The following is a 17,511-nucleotide window of genomic DNA, read 5'->3' as shown; positions in this document are numbered from 1 at the left end:
TGTTCTTGTTTTAAGATTAAATATTCCGATTATCAGAACAAATATATCATAATTCGGATAAAATAAAAATTAATTGTTTAGAAAATCGGAATAAAATATCTGATTATGTAGATTTATATTCATAAAAACGGACAAAAATGACTGATTTAGGACTCTATTTATCAAGGAAATCTGTAAACAGATCAGATGTATCTCGTAAAACAGGAATTAGTAAAACTAGACTTAGTGAGTTGGCTAATAACAATAAAACCAAACTGAGAGCAGATGAATTGTATTTAATAGCGCTAGCTATTGATGTAAATCCTTGTGAAGTATTTAATGAAGTGTGTAAAGATTTAAAATTGAAAGAATAAATGCAAAATCAAAATATAAAAAATAAAGTACAAGCACTTTGGGATAGACTTTGGTCAGGAGGTTTAGCAAATCCAATTACTGCTATTGAAAACATTTCATATTTACTTTTTATGAAACGTTTGGAAGTCTTTAAAAAAGATCTTTCTGACGAATATAAATGGAGTAAGTATCATCATTTATCAGGTAAAGCACTAATAACAAAACTCAACAGTGTTTTTTCCTATATACAAAATAGTTTAGCCGAAGAAGATGAACCTTTTGCAAGAGCTATGAAGAAAGCTACTTTTACACTTACAGATAAACCAGCTTCATTAGCTAAGGATGCTATTCAATATATTGATGAAATATATTTAGAAATAGACAGGGAAATAGATGATAAAAAACAACATTTTCAAGATATACAAGGAGATTTGTATGAGTATTTACTAAAGCATACGAGTGAAGCAGGTAAAAATGGACAATTTAGAACTCCTAGGCATATTATTCATCTAATGTCTGCAATTTTAAACCCAGATATAGATGGTAAAATATGCGACCTAGCAAGTGGCTCAGCTGGATTTTTGGTAGGAGCTTACCAACATATACTCACCAAATATTCTAAAAATATAACAGTTGATCCTGTAGATGGTTTACCAAAAGGAACGGATGGGGAATTATTCAATAAAAAAGCTAATAAGGATAAGCTTAAAAAATTAAAAGAGTCTACATTTTATGGATTTGACATAGATCAAACAATGGTTCGAATTGGAATGATGAACCTAATGATGCACGGTATAACTCATCCAAATATAGAAGATTGTGACACACTTTCTTTAGGATATGAAAAATTGATAGCCGAACAACTAAATGAAGATTTTGATGAGAATAGTGAAAAATCCATACAAAATAGCAAACTACAAGGGCAATATAAATACATATTAGCAAATCCGCCTTTTACAGGTAAGATAAATAGTCAAACTGTATCAACAAATTTGGATAGAGCTTATCCACCTAAATATGATAAAGATAAAAACCGAAAAAAACAGACTGTACAATCAGAATTATTGTTTTTGGAACGTATGGCATATATGCTAGAAGAAGGAGGAAAGGCTTGTGTAATTGTACCAGAAGGGGTTTTATTTAATTCAGGAGGAGCGCATAAAACGACTAGAAAAGTATTAATGACTGATTGTGATTTAGAAGGCGTAATTTCCTTGCCAAGTGGTGTTTTTCAGCCTTATACAGCTGTCAAAACATCTATACTAATTTTTAAGAAACGTAAGTTTAAAAATGGATTTGATAAGCCTCAAAATATAGATGTTTGGTTTTATGGTATGGAATCAGATGGATATTCTCTAGATTCTAATAGAAAAGAGCTAAAAGAAAAGCCCTTACCTGTGGTTTTAGAAGAATGGGAACATCGAGAAAATAAGCCTCAAGATGATAAAAAACTACAGCATTTTAAAATACCATTTAGTGAAATTGAAGAAAATGATTTTGAGTTAAATTTTAACTTATATAAAGAGTTTGTATATGAAAAACAAGATTTCAGACCTTCTGTTGACATTTTAAAAGAAATTAAAGTGCTGGAAAAATCTATTTCTGAAGGATTAAAAGAATTAAGTTAATGAATACTATTAAACTAAAAGACCTTGTTCTTAAGCCTATTCTAGGAGAATGGGGCAAGGAAGAATCAGAAAGTCCTCTAGGTAATGGTATCGTTAATGTTATAAGAACTGCAAATTTTTTACCCACAGGGAAAATAGATTATTCGAATATTACTCAAAGAGCAATTCTTAAAAAGAAAAAAACCGAAAGTGGAGATATATGGATAGCAGATGAGAATAAGATTGAAAATAAACAATTAAAACATAAAGATTTAATTATTGAAAAATCTGGAGGTGGTCCAAAAACTCCTGTAGGTAGGGTTGTTCTTTTTGAAAGTGATGATGATATTTACTTATGCAGTAACTTTTTGTCTGTGTTACGTGTCAAAGAAGGTATTGTAATTCCAGAATATTTATTATATCAATTTAGATATTTATATCAAATAAATAAAGTAAAAAAGTATCAGAACCAAACAACTGGTATTTACAATTTAAAATTAGGAAGGTACTTAGATGTAGAAATCGATTTACCTCCAAAGTCAGATCAATCAGTTATAGTCGCTCAATTATCTAAAATTCAAGAGTTAATTGATAAAAGAATTAAAACTATTGGGTTATTGGACAAGTATATAAGATCTGTGTTTTTAGAAATGTTTGGTGATCCAGTTTTAAATGAAAAAAAGTTTGATCAAATAAAACTTTCTGATAAAAGGTTTTCGTTGAAATCTGGAATTACACCTAGTAGAAAAGAATCAATGTATTTTAATGGTACAATACCTTGGGTCAAGTCAACAGATATTAATTCCGTATTTATTGAGAAAACTGACGAATATATTACCGAATTAGCACTTCAGAAAACTACAGCAAAAGTTTATCCTAAAAACTCAATTCTTATTGCTATGTATGGACAAGGTTCAACGAGGGGTAAAGTGGCAATTTTAAATACTGAAGCTTCTTGTAACCAAGCTTGTGCTATTATATTTCCAAATAAGATAATATCCCCATTATATCTATTACATCAGTTTAAATATTCTTATTCATATTTAAGAAGTTTAGGAAAGGGAGGGAATCAAAATAACCTAAGTCTAAAAGTATTAGGAGATGTTAAAGTAAATATACCTTCAAATAAACTTCAAGAGCAATTTGAAAGAAAATTTTTGGAAGTAACATCTCAAAAACAAAAATATCAACAATCTTTAGAGCTATTAGAAAACCTATTTGAAGTTACTTTACACAATGCATTCAGCATAGAGGAAGAAATAGACGAGGAAAAATTATTCGAGAATATTATTCAAGATTTTAAAGTTGAAGATTTTAAAAAGGGACAACGTATACAGTATCTAATAAACTGGCTTAAAAAAGATAAAAAGAAAGAGCTTTTTTCTGATATAGAAAAATATAATTTGGCTTTGGAAAGTCTGTTTTTATTATTAGAAGATGGGAGTATAGAACAGTATTTAGATGGTAAAGAAATAAAACTTAAAAAGGCTTTATGAAATTACTACGTTTAAAAATTAATACTCAATTTAATAGTCTTAGTAGAAAGGGGCAAAAACCTTTTGAGTTAAACTTTAGAGATCCTTTTTATGAAGAAGAAACTGTAAGTTGGGAAGCATTTCATCCATTTTGCTTTGCAGGTTTAAATGGAAGCGGAAAATCAAATGTTTTAGAAGCTCTTGCAAACATTTTTTATCATTTAGAGTGTTGTGCAAATGTAAATCAACCAGAATATTTTAAAAAAGAAATATTTAGAGCAGAAAAAGGATTTCCTAATGCTTATGAATTAGAATATTATATCGTTCCTAAATCAAAATTTGATGTCCTTGATACAGAATATATAAAAGAGGATGGCATCGTAGCTACTAACATAAAAAAGAGTGATTATATCACTTCTAATATGGTAAGAGTAGAAATTTCTAAAAAAGATGATGAAATTCCCAAAATTAATATTTATGATTTATCTACAGATAATACTATAATAGCAACACCAAGTATTATTGCAAAAGATGGGTTGCAAGCGAGTTCAAAACAATACTTACCTGATTTGGTTATTGGTTATTCTTCGGGAGAAAATGAAGTATTAAGTATTCCTTTTTTAAAAACTCGGTTACTTAATTATGACGAATACTGTCAGAGTATCCCAAAAGAAGTGTATAAAACTCCTGAGAGTAATCTTGTTTACATTGACTATGAAATGAGTCAAGCTGTTTTATTATCTAATTTTCTTTTACAAGAAGATGCAGTTCTGCAACCGTTAGATGAACACTTAGATATTATTGGTGTTAAAAGCTTTAGAATTACTTTACATCTACATAGTATAGAAAAAGAAGGTGAAAAATATGGTTTACTAGAAGAATTTTGGCCTAAAATTGAAGCATTAAAAAGTTGTGCTACTTCTTGTTTCAAAAGAAAAGAAACTCTTACGCTAGATTTTTGGATAAATGATAAGACAAAAGATGCTTTCAAAAAGCATTTTAATAATGATATCTATTCTTTGTTTCAAACTTTCCAAATACTTTACACTTTAAATTATAGGATTGCTGAGCAAAACCATAAGGAAGACGTATATGAATCAGAAGGTTTTTATACAGATTGGAAACTTCCAAGACCAGCACCTGAGCAAAAGGTATTTTATTTTGAAGAATTTAAAATAGAAAAGAGAATTAATAAAGAAGGAGAAACAATTAAATTGTTAATGAAAAACTTATCTGATGGTGAGCAACAATTTTTGCATTCTTTAGGAATTTGTTTAATGCTAAAAGGCAAAAGTGCTTTACTATTATTAGATGAACCCGAAACACACTTCAATCCAGATTGGAGATCTAAATTTATAAGCACTTTAAAAGCTTGCTTAGAAGCTAGTAATAGTAATAACTTAATGAGAGATATTTTAATTACATCTCATTCTCCATTCATAATTTCAGATTGTTTTCCAGATAAAGTGATTGTTTTTAAAAAAGGAGAACAGCCAAAGAATGCAAAAACAACAAACTTTAGAACTTTTGGTACTTCGATAGATATTATTATGGAAAATATTTTTAAAAAGAATAATACAATAGGAGATTTTTCCAGAAGTGAAATAGAGAAAATAGAAAAAGAAATAGAGAACTTTGAAAGCCTAACAGAGGAAGAAGTGATTGCATATAAGAACAGAACAAATCATTTAGGTGATTCGATGGAAAAAATATTACTGTTTGCTCAACTGAATGAATTAAAAAAGAAATAATGCTAAAGACTTATCAGCAAATACAACCTGAACATAAAATATTTGGAGCTCAAAAGCTCATAGAATATTTAGTAACAGATGTTTGGTGTAAAGCAGACGAAAATAATTGCTACGATAAGCTGACAGATGAATTGAAACTTTTATATGATAATCCAAAATCTGATTGGTTTAAAACATCAATTGAAGATATATATACAGTTTCAAAGGATTTAACTTTAGAGGAAAAAGTAACACTTTTAAATTGTTTCTCAACGAATAATGACATAAAAAATTTATGTGACAATCCAAATAACAGAAAACAATTAGATCTTTTAAATACTAAACTAGAAAATATTATAGTTCCATTTTTCAAAGAATTATACAAAAAACTATTAAGTTGGGAGCATATAAAATCAAACTATGGAAGTAAAAAATCGTATTATGATGATTTGATAACTTATAATGATTTCAAGTTTTGTCCTTGTTGCGGTTATGGTCAAATAAAAACTATATATGATCCAGGACATTCAGCTTTTGATCATTATTTACCCTTAAAACATTATCCATTTTCCGCGATTAATTTTGATAATTTAATTCCATTATGTGATGTTTGTAATTCCTCCTATAAAGGTGAAACAGATATTTTAAAAGAAGAAAAACAAGTGTTTTATCCTTTAGACACCAATCATCCAGAAATTAATGTTGATTTAGATGTAACTAAAGATAGCTTTAAAGAAGTCATTATTAAACGGAATAATGAAGATAACTTGGATAAAAAGCATATCAAAGTTAGTTTCAATATCGATAATGATAAAATTGATTCGTGGGATTCAATATTTGGAATTAAAACTAGGTATTTTGGGCAAGTAGCCAATAATAGAGGTAATTGGTTAAATGATGTTCGACAACGGTATAGAAAACCAAGAATTAATAATTATAATGAAGCTTTTGAGGAGATTATTGAGGACGATTCAAATAAACATCTGGGGTTTTTAAAATCTCCTTTTTTAAATAAAATGAAATCATTTTCTTCTTTAATTGATGCCTTTGAAGAAGTTTCAGGAGATTATATATTTAATAAAAATAAAAAGGTTGGAGTATAAATTTGTAGAACATTTTTTTAAATCAGAATTTAAAAATCATAACCTAGAATTAACCGCCAAAAATGATGGGAGGGAAGGGGTTGATTTTTTAATAGGAAACCATCACATATACCTACAACCACTAGATTTAGATACAATACAGCAAAGTATTAAAATCGCAAAACAAGATTTAAGAGAACTAAACGATAACTTGTTTATCGCTTTAGTTTTAATCCTGGAAAAACAACCAAGAGTTGTGTATCTCATTACATCTAAAGAATTACAAGATTCCAATAACAATTTCTTTATAAATAACGATGTAAGTTTAGTGCCCAGTTTATCTAATTGGGAGATTAAAATATCAAGCAAAACCATAGAAGAACTTGAAAAGTATGCTTTAAACAATATGGTTAATAAACTAAAAGTTTAGTTTTATAATATTATGTAAAATAGAGTGTGTGTTTTTACCCAGACGGAGCGTCGGCAAAACGGCCTCAGAAAACTTTGGTTAAAACAATAGGTGAATGAGCGTGCATATTTTAGAGGGCTAGCAATACATATTCTTAATAATACTAAGGTTTAAAGCAAGTTCTAGGCAGTCTTAAAACGTTACAATGTTTTCTAAAATATAGTGATTGAGCCGTACATTGTTTCCAAAGGTTTATGCAGCCTTGATTTTTTTGTTTCTTTTTGTATCAAGAAAAAAAGATAATAATAAACGGTTAATAGTCACGATTTCAAATTTCAGTTCTAAATGTTGTTAAACAGTTCAAATCAAAAAAGGTTGAATTATAGCATAATTAGAGCAAGTGTATAGAAATTATCTCGCAGAGTAATTTTATACTCTTGCGGGAACTTCACGAGAATGTCGTAAAAACTTTTATCACGTATCTTTTATCAAATACCCGATTTATAAACTACCTAAAAGTGTTTGCTTTTTTTGGCGTGGGCTATGCGGTTGGCAATTGTGTGTAAAAATAAATGCCATAAAAGGCATTTAAATTTTTATAAAACAATCGAGCGCATAGGCAGCGGCAATTTTACATAACGGCAAATTATAGCTACAAATGTGAGCAGAATGTTTCAACAATAGTTTTTTTTAATTATGATGACCCCAGTAGCTACGGTTATTATGAAATAGAATTATCCTGGGATATTTTACATAATACTACATTATAGTTACAATAGAACTATGAATGCCGCAAATTGGCTTTTACATAATTACGATCGATATAAAACACCTGACGGTGTCGTTATATCTGCAATTATGTAAAATGCAAGCATCCTCCAATTTGCTATAATATACATTTGTACTATAATTTATATTATGTAAAATAGAATATTTGAATGCTACTCTATTATTATTTACATTCAGATTAATTATTCGATACTGCAGTATGATTTTTCTCTTCTAATTTTGATATGACACCTCTGTATCGAATTGATGTTCGGTAATTGCTCTGTATCATAATATCACTTCTCAAACTTGGATATAGTATTATCGATATTCTAAGCCATTCTGTAGCGTTCCTAATTTCAAAATTCATCGAGTACCGCTGCTTTTTCTCATTATATGTAACCTTAGCATGTTCTGGTACACCATCAAATTCTATATTAGTATTTTTATTATTAAAACCTGCAGACATTTGACGTTCTCCATAGTATGGTAAATCCACAGAGATACTATCTCCCAGGATTCTAAAATGATTAAAATTTCCGATTAGATTTATATTGTTTCCTGTACTTCCTACAGGTAGTAATCCACTATTGGCCAATGCGTTAAAACTACCGCTCGCTACTGGTGATGCCCAATCCGATATAATCTCGAGTTTTTTTTGAGCTACTAATTCATCTAATGCTTTACTTTGCTCTGTAGATTCTACCAGATTTTGTGAACCTCCACAACTCATTAGTAAACAGCTTGTAAGTAGTATAAAAAGAGTTTTCATTTTTTTGATAATAGTACTAATTAATTGCATCAAATAATATACCATTTTTTTAAATATCAATACGTTTTTTTAACATAAGTTTCAGTGAATCAGATTATAAGTAGAAAATTTTAGCTTCTAAAACCTATACCTTCCTCGGACATATAATAAATTTGAGGCTCCATAATACCCAAACTCAGATGTGCCAAAGTTTAGGTTATGATTTACCTCTAAAGAAAAATTAGTATCAAAATCATACCCCATACCATATATAAACTTAGTCTGTAAAGGAACTATTATATCGTGAATATCTACATTTCGTGTAAGTTCTATTTCCAAACCAGAATAAAGATGAAACTTATTTGTTAATTGTAATTTTCCTCTAATCGGCATTTTAAAAACATCTGCAGAAAGATATGTATCATTATACCCCTGTATTTCTATAAACAAATTTGAATTTACTTGGTAGTCAATTGTAAAATATGCATGCTGTTCACGACTTGATAGTCCAGAATATGAAAACCCACCAATTGCTAACTTTGATTTCTTATCTACTACTCCATTTGCATCTGTTTCTTTTTCCTGAGCATATATTTGTTTTCCGGATAAGAAAACAAAACATACGACTCCTACTACAAGTACATAACACTTTCTTCTAAGTATTCGAAACAGTTTTAACCTTTGTCTATTATATGTTAAAGTGTCACTATTTCTCATAATTAAGTGATGGTATTGGTTAAAAAAGTACAATTCACATAAAAGACTATTAAAAATAGTGTAACGTTACAGAATATAACATTCTCCTTTAAACCTTTGTGAGCCAAATGCATTACTTTTGCCAGATGCAAAAAAATAAGTTAGCCCAGTTCGAATTTGTAACCCTTATGGCATCTCTAATGTCTATCGTAGCTTTGGCTATAGATGCGCTTTTACCCGCGTTAGATATTATTGGGATTACTATTGGTACCAGGCAAGTCGCAGACAATCAGTTATTAATAACCATGATTTTCCTGGGGCTTGGTATTGGTCCGTTATTTTTTGGCCCCATATCAGATAGTATAGGTAGAAAACCTGTTGTGTACATGGGGCTATTACTTTTTATAATTGCAAGCTTTATCTGCGTTTTTGCTACAAGTATAGAAATGATGGTATTGGGTCGAATTCTGCAAGGTATCGGATTATCTGCTCCCAGAACTATTGCTATTGCCATGATTCGAGATATTTATAGCGGAGATTATATGGCACGTATCATGTCATTTATTACTGTAGTATTTCTTTTAGTGCCTATTATTGCTCCTGCATTAGGCAAATTTGTATTAGATCATTATGATTGGCAAACTATTTTTTATGTACAAGTATTTTTTAGTATACTAGTTTCTTTTTGGTTTTGGAAACGACAAGCCGAAACCCTCGAAATATCTAAACGTATAAAATTTACATCTACTATTTTTATAGATGGCCTAAAGGAATTAATGCAATACAAAACAACCATGGGTTATACGCTTATTTCGGGCTTCATTGTGGGGTCTTTTATGGTATATCTTAGTACTTCTCAACAAATTTTTGAACAGCAATATCAATTAAAAGAAGAATTTCCGTATATATTTGGTCTTTTAGCAATCTCTATAGGTTCTGCTATTTTCTTAAACGGAACACTGGTTTTAAAATATGGTATGGAGAAACTGGTTACCACCTCTCTACTCGCATTTTTTGCGATTTCACTTTTATATATTGTATTATTTTATGATTCTTCAAATCCAAGCGTAAGTATATTATTGCTTTTCTTCGGAATGCAATTTTTTGCTATTGGTTTTTTATTTGGAAATTTAAGGGCGTTGGCCATGCAACCTATTGGTCATATTGCGGGGATAGGTGCTGCAATCACAGGTTTTATTTCTACTATTATGGCAGTTCCTATTAGCACTTATATAGGAAGATTTGTTTTGGGTACTACCCTACCTCTATTTATAGGGTTTTTGGTCTGTGCACTACTTTCAATTATAATTCTGGTATATCTAAAAGTATCTGTAAAACAACAACGTGCTACTTAATTAACAGAGTGATTACTTGCGTTGATCACGATGCTTTTTTAGGGTCATCTGGTATAGATAGATCACCATTTCCGGCAATGGCGAACTGGTCTCTCTTTGATCCGTATCCAAAATTTGAAGACCTACGGTATTTATTCTGGAAATCTGCGAATCGTCTTTTTCTAGTGGTTTTTTCTTTACTACTCATAGTGGAAAGTTTTAGTGAATCACGCGACTAACAATTAATTCTCTTTCTAAGTTATCATTTTTTTTAATTTTAGTCTACTCATTTGTAGTACTTTATATTTATTTTAAGATACGTACGAACAATCCTTCTTTTAAGATTTAGAGTTCAATAAAAATTTCCTGCTCTTCGTTTGTATTTAGTAGGATTGAAATTTTTCTGTTTGCATACCCCCCTGCGATAATGAGTATATCGTATTTTCCAGGAGTCAGATCATTCCAGAAAAAAACTCCAGCATCATCGGTTACTTGCGCTATATCTACTAACCGTGTCATCCCGGTGATCGTTAAAGTTATTACTGCTTCTTCTACAGGTTTTTTAGATTTTTGATCTACTATTTTTCCTCTAATTGTAGCCGCCATTAGTACTTATATTTGTTTTTTAAGAATGAGCATTCTCTCTTATAAAAATGCTCATCCTTTTTGTTTTACTTACTATTTGTATTTGTTTTTCCAGTTTTTGAGATTCTTAAACACTGGTTTTGTAATTCGAGTAGCAGAGTTACCCAAAGAATATCCATTGGTATGGATTCCTACAGCATAGCGTTTACCATTTTTGATTCGCCATACCGGAGAACCACTTTGTCCTCCTGCAGTATCAATATTGTATACTAATGTTCTGGATGTAACTGCTTTAATTTTTCTGGCATGCCACCATTGTGTACCTGCTGGTTTATCCCCAGGATATCCAGAAAGATTTACTTTTAATCCTAATAAATCAAAGAAGCCATAGTTTCCATATCCAAAATATCCTACTTTGTTACCATACTTACAGTTTTTTGGCAGTATAATAGCCCCATAATCATGACTTCTCTTTTTACTCTTGGTCCATCCTTTAACCGAATGGAAATGAGAAGACTTACATGATCCGTATGGTTTTTTACCACCATTTCTTCCTGGGATTACTTCGATGCTCTTGGCCCAGCCACCATGTTTATGCATATAGACCACATGGCCCGCCGTAATAACTGTTCTGGGACCGATAAGAAATCCTGTGCCAATCCAATTAGTACCATCTTTCGCTTTAATTCTTAAAGAACAGATAGCACGCCAGGGATACTTGGTTGTTCCCTTAATTTGTTTACGATCATCTTTACCGATAACAACTTCCTGCATCATTTTCTTACCACTTTCGCTACGCATTAACATTGCTGCAGTAGGATCTCCAAACTCTGCATAATATGCATCCAAAAGATTTTCTTCATTCTCTTCTTCGCTTTCTTGCTCTTCTAACACCGAGTAATCGTACCCCGAAACTTTTTCCAGAGTTCCTTCTTCGGTTTGAGAACCTTCTGTTATGCCACTTTCATTACCTTCAAAAGGAGTTTCAAGGTCTTCAAAATCCTGATCACCCCCACTATTTTCACTACTCACCTCTAAGTAGTCGTTGGCAGATTCTTCTGTTTCCTCTCCCAAGGTATCATCAAATTCTTCAGATTCTATTATATCTCCAGTTCCTTCAAAAGCCTCTTCGATAACCGTTGTTTCATCTGTATTCTGATCTTCATATATTCCATTTTTCTTCATGATCTGTGTTTTTATAAAATTTGTTATATCGAGAGTTCTTATGCATAGTTTCCCTCTACTTCTTTTAAAATTGCAATTTTATTAAGAGCAAAAGTATAAATAACCATACTTTTTGTAAAGAGTTAAAAAGCTGTAAATCAAAAGGTTAAACACCTGTTGGTTGTATAGTTGAATGATGGTATACAATTGGGGTAAATAAACCCTTGGAATGGTTCTTGATTATTTCTAACTTAGTAACATTATAATTATCCCTATGAGAACTTTTCTCTACATATTGATTGGTATTTTGTACGCTCAAGGATTTGGGCAAGACATTATTCCTAACCCTACACAATTACCAACCAGCCCGACTTCTGATTATGCATTAATCAATGACTATCAAGGCATCGTTTTCGATAAAGAAAAGTCAAGAGTTTCTTTTGATTTTATAAAAGATAAAACTTCTGGCACTATTGCAGGTTTAGACTTTAAGATTAATTTCAACCCTAAGGACCCTGAGAATGCAAGTTTTAAAGGGACTGCCCTTATTAATACACTAGACACTGATAATTTTTTGCGTGATGGGCATTTAATGTGGGAAAAATTCTTCTATAGAAAAAAGTACCCAAAAATAAGATTTGTGAGTACAGATGTAGTTGCTTTTGACACCAATACTTATAAAGTTATTGGCAACCTTACTATTAAGGGAATACAAAAAGAAGTGATTATTACGTTCTCTCTTGATGACAAAAAACTATTAGGCAAAACTACGATTCACTCTAGTGATTTTGATGTTAATATTCACGACAAACGAGAGCAAAACAAATTAGATATTCGTTTTTATTTTCCGATACTTAGATAGTTTTTTTAGTATTTAATTACCTCCATTTTTTCACTGAAAACAGTGGTACTATTTCTTACCTTTAATTATATATTTGAAGCTCTTAGATAGAGTTTTAAATATTGCGCATTCATGAAAAAACAATTGGTTAATGATACCAAAATCTGGAAAATAGAAACTAGTGGTACATCTTATAAAGTAGTTTATGGGGGTATTGGAAACACACTACGCACAAATAAGAAAGATTTTGAGTCTGAAGAAAAATGCAAAAAAGAAGCCGAAAAAGCTGTAAAATCAAAAATAAAAGGAGGATATACCGAACTTACACTTCATATTCCCGGTGTAGAACCCGATACTTTGTTTAAAGTCCAACAGGCATTACACGGAAATAGTAAAACTCTGGATTTAACCGAAAATGTGTTTGAAAAAAGAGATCAAAGATTGCTTCCGCTAATTTGTAAATGTACAGGATTAGAAGAATTACGAATAAGTGGATTTGAAGATAATATTCCTAAAGAAATAGGAAACTTAACAAATTTAAGGATACTTGATATAGAAGGTGATTATTTTCAAAAAGTCAAGATTCCTGATACTATTATGGAACTCAAAAATTTAGAGGAACTATCTATAAGAAGTGCTAATTATTCTAGTATATCTAAAATAGATCAACTTTCTAAATTAACTATATTAAAGTTAGATGGCCTTCCTAATATTGAAGGATTACCCGTATCGATCGGTAAATTATCGCAACTAAAATTGTTAGTTTTTAAGAGTAACAGAACAGAAACCTATGGAGCTCCGCTTCCTCAAGCACCAATAATTTCAAAAGAAATAGGAGATTTAACAGCTTTAGAATCACTCGACCTGTCAGGAAATTGTTTAACCGCTTTGCCTACAGAAATCGGAAAGCTTAAAAATCTTACAGAATTAAAACTTAATGTAAACCACTTTGATCATTTTCCGCTCAGCATTTGTGAGTTAGACGCTTTAGAAACATTAGAATTGGATTACTGTAAAAAAATAACTGCAATCCCAAAGGAATTTGTCAATCTTACCGAATTAGAAGATTTTGAAATAGAGATAGATAATATTAAGAATATTCCGAAGGATATTATTGGGAGTAGTTTTTTTATAAATATTTCAGGGATTAGAGAATTTTTATCCAAAGAAGAGAAAGAAGAGAAAATAATCAATATCCCAGAAGTCCCAGCTAATAAATCCGAACTAGTTTCAGAAAGATTAGATAAAATAACCGAAGTTTTTGATGAGATAAAGGATGATGTTTATGAAAGTGAACAGACTAATGTAGAGGTATTACAAAAATTTATACTAGGTGAATCTGATGAATTACCAAAAGCAAAGAGAAGTAATTATCGTGATCATGAACCTATTATTACCCTTCTTGCTCCTATTACTGATTGGAATTTTATCGATTGCAGAATCCTGTGTTTTATTAGTCAGGACGCCTTTTATTTTGAGAAACAAAACCGTTTTATTGATGGGCCTTCATATAGAGGCTACCATGAAGATTTTTTCTCTAAATGGTTTATTCCTCAATTAGAGAAAGAACAACCAGATCAGGATTTGTTTAGCGCAATACTAGAACGTTTAGCAACTGTAGGGATTAATGAGCAAACATCCTTTTCTGCTTTTTTATCAGAAATGTCTTCCGAAACTTCGTTTAACCTCTCTAATGAAACCCCAAACTCTGTTGGCAGATACCTTTTGGCAAGATTAGAAGAGGATGCTAATTCTGTTTTTGATCAGGTAATTACATATGGTATACGAACTCCGTTTATCTCTTTCATGCTAAAAAATGATAGGGCATTACTAGATATTCACCTCTCTAAACTTCTATGTATTGGGGAGTATAAAGGTTCTGGTGGAGCAAAACGTCATATCCCCTTCTATTTACTGGAGATATTATGTGATTTTGATTTCGAATCATATGAACATTATATTCATGATTTATTACAGCAAACAGATTGTCATGAGTGCATTATGGAATGCTATCGAATATTGATCTACCATGCCAAAGAAAAATACCAAGCAGAAACATTTATAAAAGTGCAGGAAACACTAAAGATCATCTCTGCAGAAAAGAAAAATGATACAAGTTTTAAATTTTCATGGTCATTAGGTCGTCGGTATTTTGATTGCACACCAGAATTTATTGATTGGGCATTAGAATTATTTGGATTAGAGCTTAAGGATACTGTTTTTGAGTATGTTAAAAATGTAAAAGTGATCGATCTTAATATCACAAGAATAGCAATACAACATTTTGGTCAGGACGCTGTAGACATTGTTGGAGAGGCGCTAAACATAAATCCTGATAGTTCACGTTCTGAAGAACATTTTAGATATCTTTTTAAGATTATTAGTAAAATAGACTATGCTAAGTATCACCAAAAGGTATGGCAACTTGTAAAGGCAAAAAATGAAAGTATCTCAAAAATGGCTTCCCTGGAGTTATCTCGATTGTATCAGAATACCACTATCATAAATGAAGCTTTACAATTGTTGAAATCCAAAAAAGACGCAGATAGACTAATAGCGGTTAAAGCTTTACTATGTTTGGAAGACAAACAAAAAAATATTGCATTAGGTACTCTCTTTTCAGAATTACTTAAAACCGAGAAAAATGATACTATACGTGGGATTGTAATAGAACTTGTTTATAAAGAGCAAAATCCAAGTACTGTTACTATTCTAGAAATGAAGAATAGAATTAAAGACATGCAGGCGTTGGGTAAACTTGAAAAACCAGTATTTACCTGGACAAACAAACTTCCGGCTCTTTATTGGGCTGATGGTTCTAAGTTTACAAAAAAAGAAATAGACTATATCTTTTATAAACAAAAGTGTAGTAATACTATAGAACCAGATATTGAAGCCTTACCATTGTATCTACTTGTAGACAAAAGAAAATCCCAGGAATTTGCTACTGTAGTATGGTATAAGATACAGAAAAATAAAGGATTAGTTGCCAAAAACAGACCTGCTTTTGCTGCAATAGGACTTTTTGGAGGAGCCGATATACTTAAGGTTTTGGGAGAAGAAGGATTAAAAAAACGAAGTGATGCTGCTTGTGAATTACTTGGCCTTATGAGTTCATATGATGCTGCACTGGTACTAGATAAAATCATGAAAAAATACCGTGATAGATATAGTGTTGCTGCAACGGCAGAGGAAGCTCTTATAACCATTGCTGATCATTTGGATCTAACCTTCCTTGAATTGCAAGAACGTATGATTCCTGATTTTGATTTTTCTGGTCGCGAACTACAGATACATGAAGGCAGAGCAACGTACACTATGCTCATTGATGTAAATCTTCAATTTAAATTTAGAAATGATACAGGAAAAATTATACAAACAATACCTAAAGCTTCTGCTGATTTTAAGAAAGTTATAAAAGAAAAAACAAAAATACTTAATGATGTAGCAAAACAATTCGCACAGTCGATGGAGATGCATTTGGTTACACAACGACATTGGCCCGCAGCCGACTGGAAAGTATTTTTTATGGAGAATCCCGTTGCTTTTGCCTTTTCTCAAAGTTCTGTGTGGGTTAAGAATGATACCCAAGAAAGTTTCATTGTTCTCGAAGATGGTTCTTTTGCAGATGTATATTCTAACACCATTTTACTAAAAGATACCGATAAAATAATGTTAGCACACCCCTTACTTTTAGGTGTAGATCTTACCAAAAGTTGGTTAGCGTATTTTAATACTAAAAATATTACATCAACTTTTAAACAATTAGAAAGAACTATTGAAAAACTCACAGAAGACCATAAAGAAACAACTCTATCCAAAATATTTACCGAAAAACACCAACAAGTAAGTATTTTTAGATACCGAGTGATGAAAAAAGGCTGGAAAAGAGGATCTGTAACAGACGGTGGTGGTGTAACTTCGTATAAGAAAACATTTTCTGCAGATAACATCGATGCTTTTATAGATACCAATCATCTTCCGGTTAGAGAAAGTTATCAAGAGAATATGGATTCAGGAGCATTTTATTTTGTAGTTAAAGATGCTGTGCAAACCGGGAGTTATGTTTATGACAACCCTGCATCGGCAACAGATAAAAGATTAATACCTTTTAAAGATGTACCACCAATTGTATATTCTGAAGCTTTGGCAGATATCAGATTTATAATGGAACCTGATGAGTAAGGTTAAAACAGATCTCGAAATTGCTTTTTTGGCTTTGAAACATACCACTATTAAGAAAGTGTGGTACAAAGGTGTGTTTAGTATCAATACAACGTATCATGCGATACAGGAAGGAATTTTTATACAGTGTACCGATGGTGAGGTATTTCACATCTATACCGCAGATGAATTAAAACTTGGATTTTTACAAGGTGTATATATTAAGAGAATCAGGTATTGGGAAAGAGAAAAGAAATACTTTAAAAAGATATATGATGCATCACTTCATTGGCAGCCCTATCTTGGAGAGGAAATAACATCGGTTTTTTTAAACTGGAAGCTTATTTATAAAAGTAAACTTACACTTGGAAACCCAAAATCGAATACAGATTACCCTCATGATGTAGAACTGCATTTCAGGAATGAAAAAGATGTAAGTATGGCTGCTATCAAAATTATTGATAAGGACACCGATCCAATATTAGGATTTCCACAATTAACCCTCTTTTTTGATAAAAAAGAACGGGATAAATGGTGTGATATGGGTAAATTTTATCAGTAAGTTGTGTATA

General features: G+C 31.2%; 15 protein-coding genes. 10 read left to right on the top strand and 5 right to left on the bottom strand.

All coding sequences use genetic code 11. The annotated features are described in order from the left end of the window. Positions 1–137: 137 nt before the first annotated feature. From NNH57_RS24405 to NNH57_RS24380, 6 genes are read left to right on the top strand one after another with little or no spacing between them, the layout of a single operon-like run. Positions 138–353: a helix-turn-helix domain-containing protein gene (locus NNH57_RS24405; RefSeq protein WP_108807553.1), complete on the top strand. Its 216-nt coding sequence runs from the start codon at positions 138–140 to the stop codon at positions 351–353. After that, positions 354–1,961: a class I SAM-dependent DNA methyltransferase gene (locus NNH57_RS24400; protein WP_108807554.1), complete on the top strand. Its 1,608-nt coding sequence runs from the start codon at positions 354–356 to the stop codon at positions 1,959–1,961. After that, the gene (locus NNH57_RS24395; RefSeq protein ID WP_108807555.1) at positions 1,961–3,436 is read left to right on the top strand and encodes a restriction endonuclease subunit S; all 1,476 of its coding nucleotides are present in this window, start codon (positions 1,961–1,963) and stop codon (positions 3,434–3,436) included. The genes NNH57_RS24400 and NNH57_RS24395 overlap by 1 nt, the downstream gene beginning before the upstream one ends. Continuing rightward, the gene (locus tag NNH57_RS24390; protein WP_108807556.1) at positions 3,433–5,166 is read left to right on the top strand and encodes a restriction system-associated AAA family ATPase; all 1,734 of its coding nucleotides are present in this window, start codon (positions 3,433–3,435) and stop codon (positions 5,164–5,166) included. The genes NNH57_RS24395 and NNH57_RS24390 overlap by 4 nt, the downstream gene beginning before the upstream one ends. Then, a complete protein-coding gene (locus NNH57_RS24385; protein WP_108807557.1) occupies positions 5,166–6,248 on the top strand; it encodes a hypothetical protein in 1,083 nt (360 codons plus the stop codon). Before NNH57_RS24390 ends, NNH57_RS24385 begins: the two co-directional genes overlap by 1 nt. Beyond that, entirely contained in the window at positions 6,238–6,657 is a 420-nt protein-coding gene (locus NNH57_RS24380; protein WP_132066111.1) for a hypothetical protein, read from the top strand. The genes NNH57_RS24385 and NNH57_RS24380 overlap by 11 nt, the downstream gene beginning before the upstream one ends. Before the next feature lie 946 nt (positions 6,658–7,603). Here NNH57_RS24380 and NNH57_RS24375 read toward each other — a convergent pair. Beyond that, positions 7,604–8,176, bottom strand: a complete 573-nt coding sequence (locus tag NNH57_RS24375; protein WP_159099180.1) for a DUF4251 domain-containing protein — start codon at positions 8,174–8,176, stop codon at positions 7,604–7,606. Between the two features lie 117 nt (positions 8,177–8,293). Continuing rightward, a complete protein-coding gene (locus tag NNH57_RS24370) occupies positions 8,294–8,872 on the bottom strand; it encodes a hypothetical protein (protein ID WP_108807560.1) in 579 nt (192 codons plus the stop codon). A gap of 125 nt (positions 8,873–8,997) precedes the next feature. On the opposite strand from NNH57_RS24370, the gene NNH57_RS24365 reads away from it, so the two are divergent. Further along, on the top strand, positions 8,998–10,206 hold the full coding sequence (locus NNH57_RS24365) for a multidrug effflux MFS transporter (RefSeq protein WP_074406166.1): 1,209 nt from the start codon (positions 8,998–9,000) through the stop codon (positions 10,204–10,206). A gap of 25 nt (positions 10,207–10,231) precedes the next feature. Here the strand turns inward: NNH57_RS24365 and NNH57_RS24360 are convergent, their stop codons facing one another. From NNH57_RS24360 to NNH57_RS24350, 3 genes are all read right to left on the bottom strand, one after another. Beyond that, positions 10,232–10,393: a hypothetical protein gene (locus NNH57_RS24360; protein ID WP_159099181.1), complete on the bottom strand. Its 162-nt coding sequence runs from the start codon at positions 10,391–10,393 to the stop codon at positions 10,232–10,234. 137 nt (positions 10,394–10,530) lie between these two features. Then, positions 10,531–10,791, bottom strand: a complete 261-nt coding sequence (locus NNH57_RS24355) for a carboxypeptidase-like regulatory domain-containing protein (RefSeq protein WP_074406167.1) — start codon at positions 10,789–10,791, stop codon at positions 10,531–10,533. Positions 10,792–10,863: 72 nt separating this feature from the next. After that, on the bottom strand, positions 10,864–11,955 hold the full coding sequence (locus tag NNH57_RS24350) for a trypsin-like serine peptidase (RefSeq protein ID WP_108807561.1): 1,092 nt from the start codon (positions 11,953–11,955) through the stop codon (positions 10,864–10,866). A 253-nt stretch (positions 11,956–12,208) separates the two neighbouring features. On the opposite strand from NNH57_RS24350, the gene NNH57_RS24345 reads away from it, so the two are divergent. The 3 genes from NNH57_RS24345 (at position 12,209) to NNH57_RS24335 (ending at position 17,501) form a co-directional block, all read left to right on the top strand. Further along, positions 12,209–12,796 carry a YceI family protein gene (locus NNH57_RS24345; protein WP_074406168.1) on the top strand — a complete coding sequence of 196 codons (588 nt, stop codon included), beginning with the start codon at positions 12,209–12,211 and terminating at the stop codon, positions 12,794–12,796. 111 nt (positions 12,797–12,907) lie between these two features. Then, complete coding sequence (locus tag NNH57_RS24340; RefSeq protein WP_108807562.1) at positions 12,908–16,960, top strand: DUF4132 domain-containing protein; 4,053 nt, start codon at positions 12,908–12,910, stop codon at positions 16,958–16,960. After that, the gene (locus tag NNH57_RS24335; protein ID WP_108807563.1) at positions 16,953–17,501 is read left to right on the top strand and encodes a hypothetical protein; all 549 of its coding nucleotides are present in this window, start codon (positions 16,953–16,955) and stop codon (positions 17,499–17,501) included. Before NNH57_RS24340 ends, NNH57_RS24335 begins: the two co-directional genes overlap by 8 nt. Positions 17,502–17,511 lie beyond the last annotated feature (10 nt).

It is taken from the genome of Aquimarina spinulae (genome assembly GCF_943373825.1).
In the GTDB taxonomy this organism is placed as follows: Bacteria; Bacteroidota; Bacteroidia; order Flavobacteriales; family Flavobacteriaceae; genus Aquimarina; species Aquimarina spinulae.
Note: the sequence above shows the minus strand (reverse complement) of the source record. Positions and strands in the feature narration are given on the sequence as shown.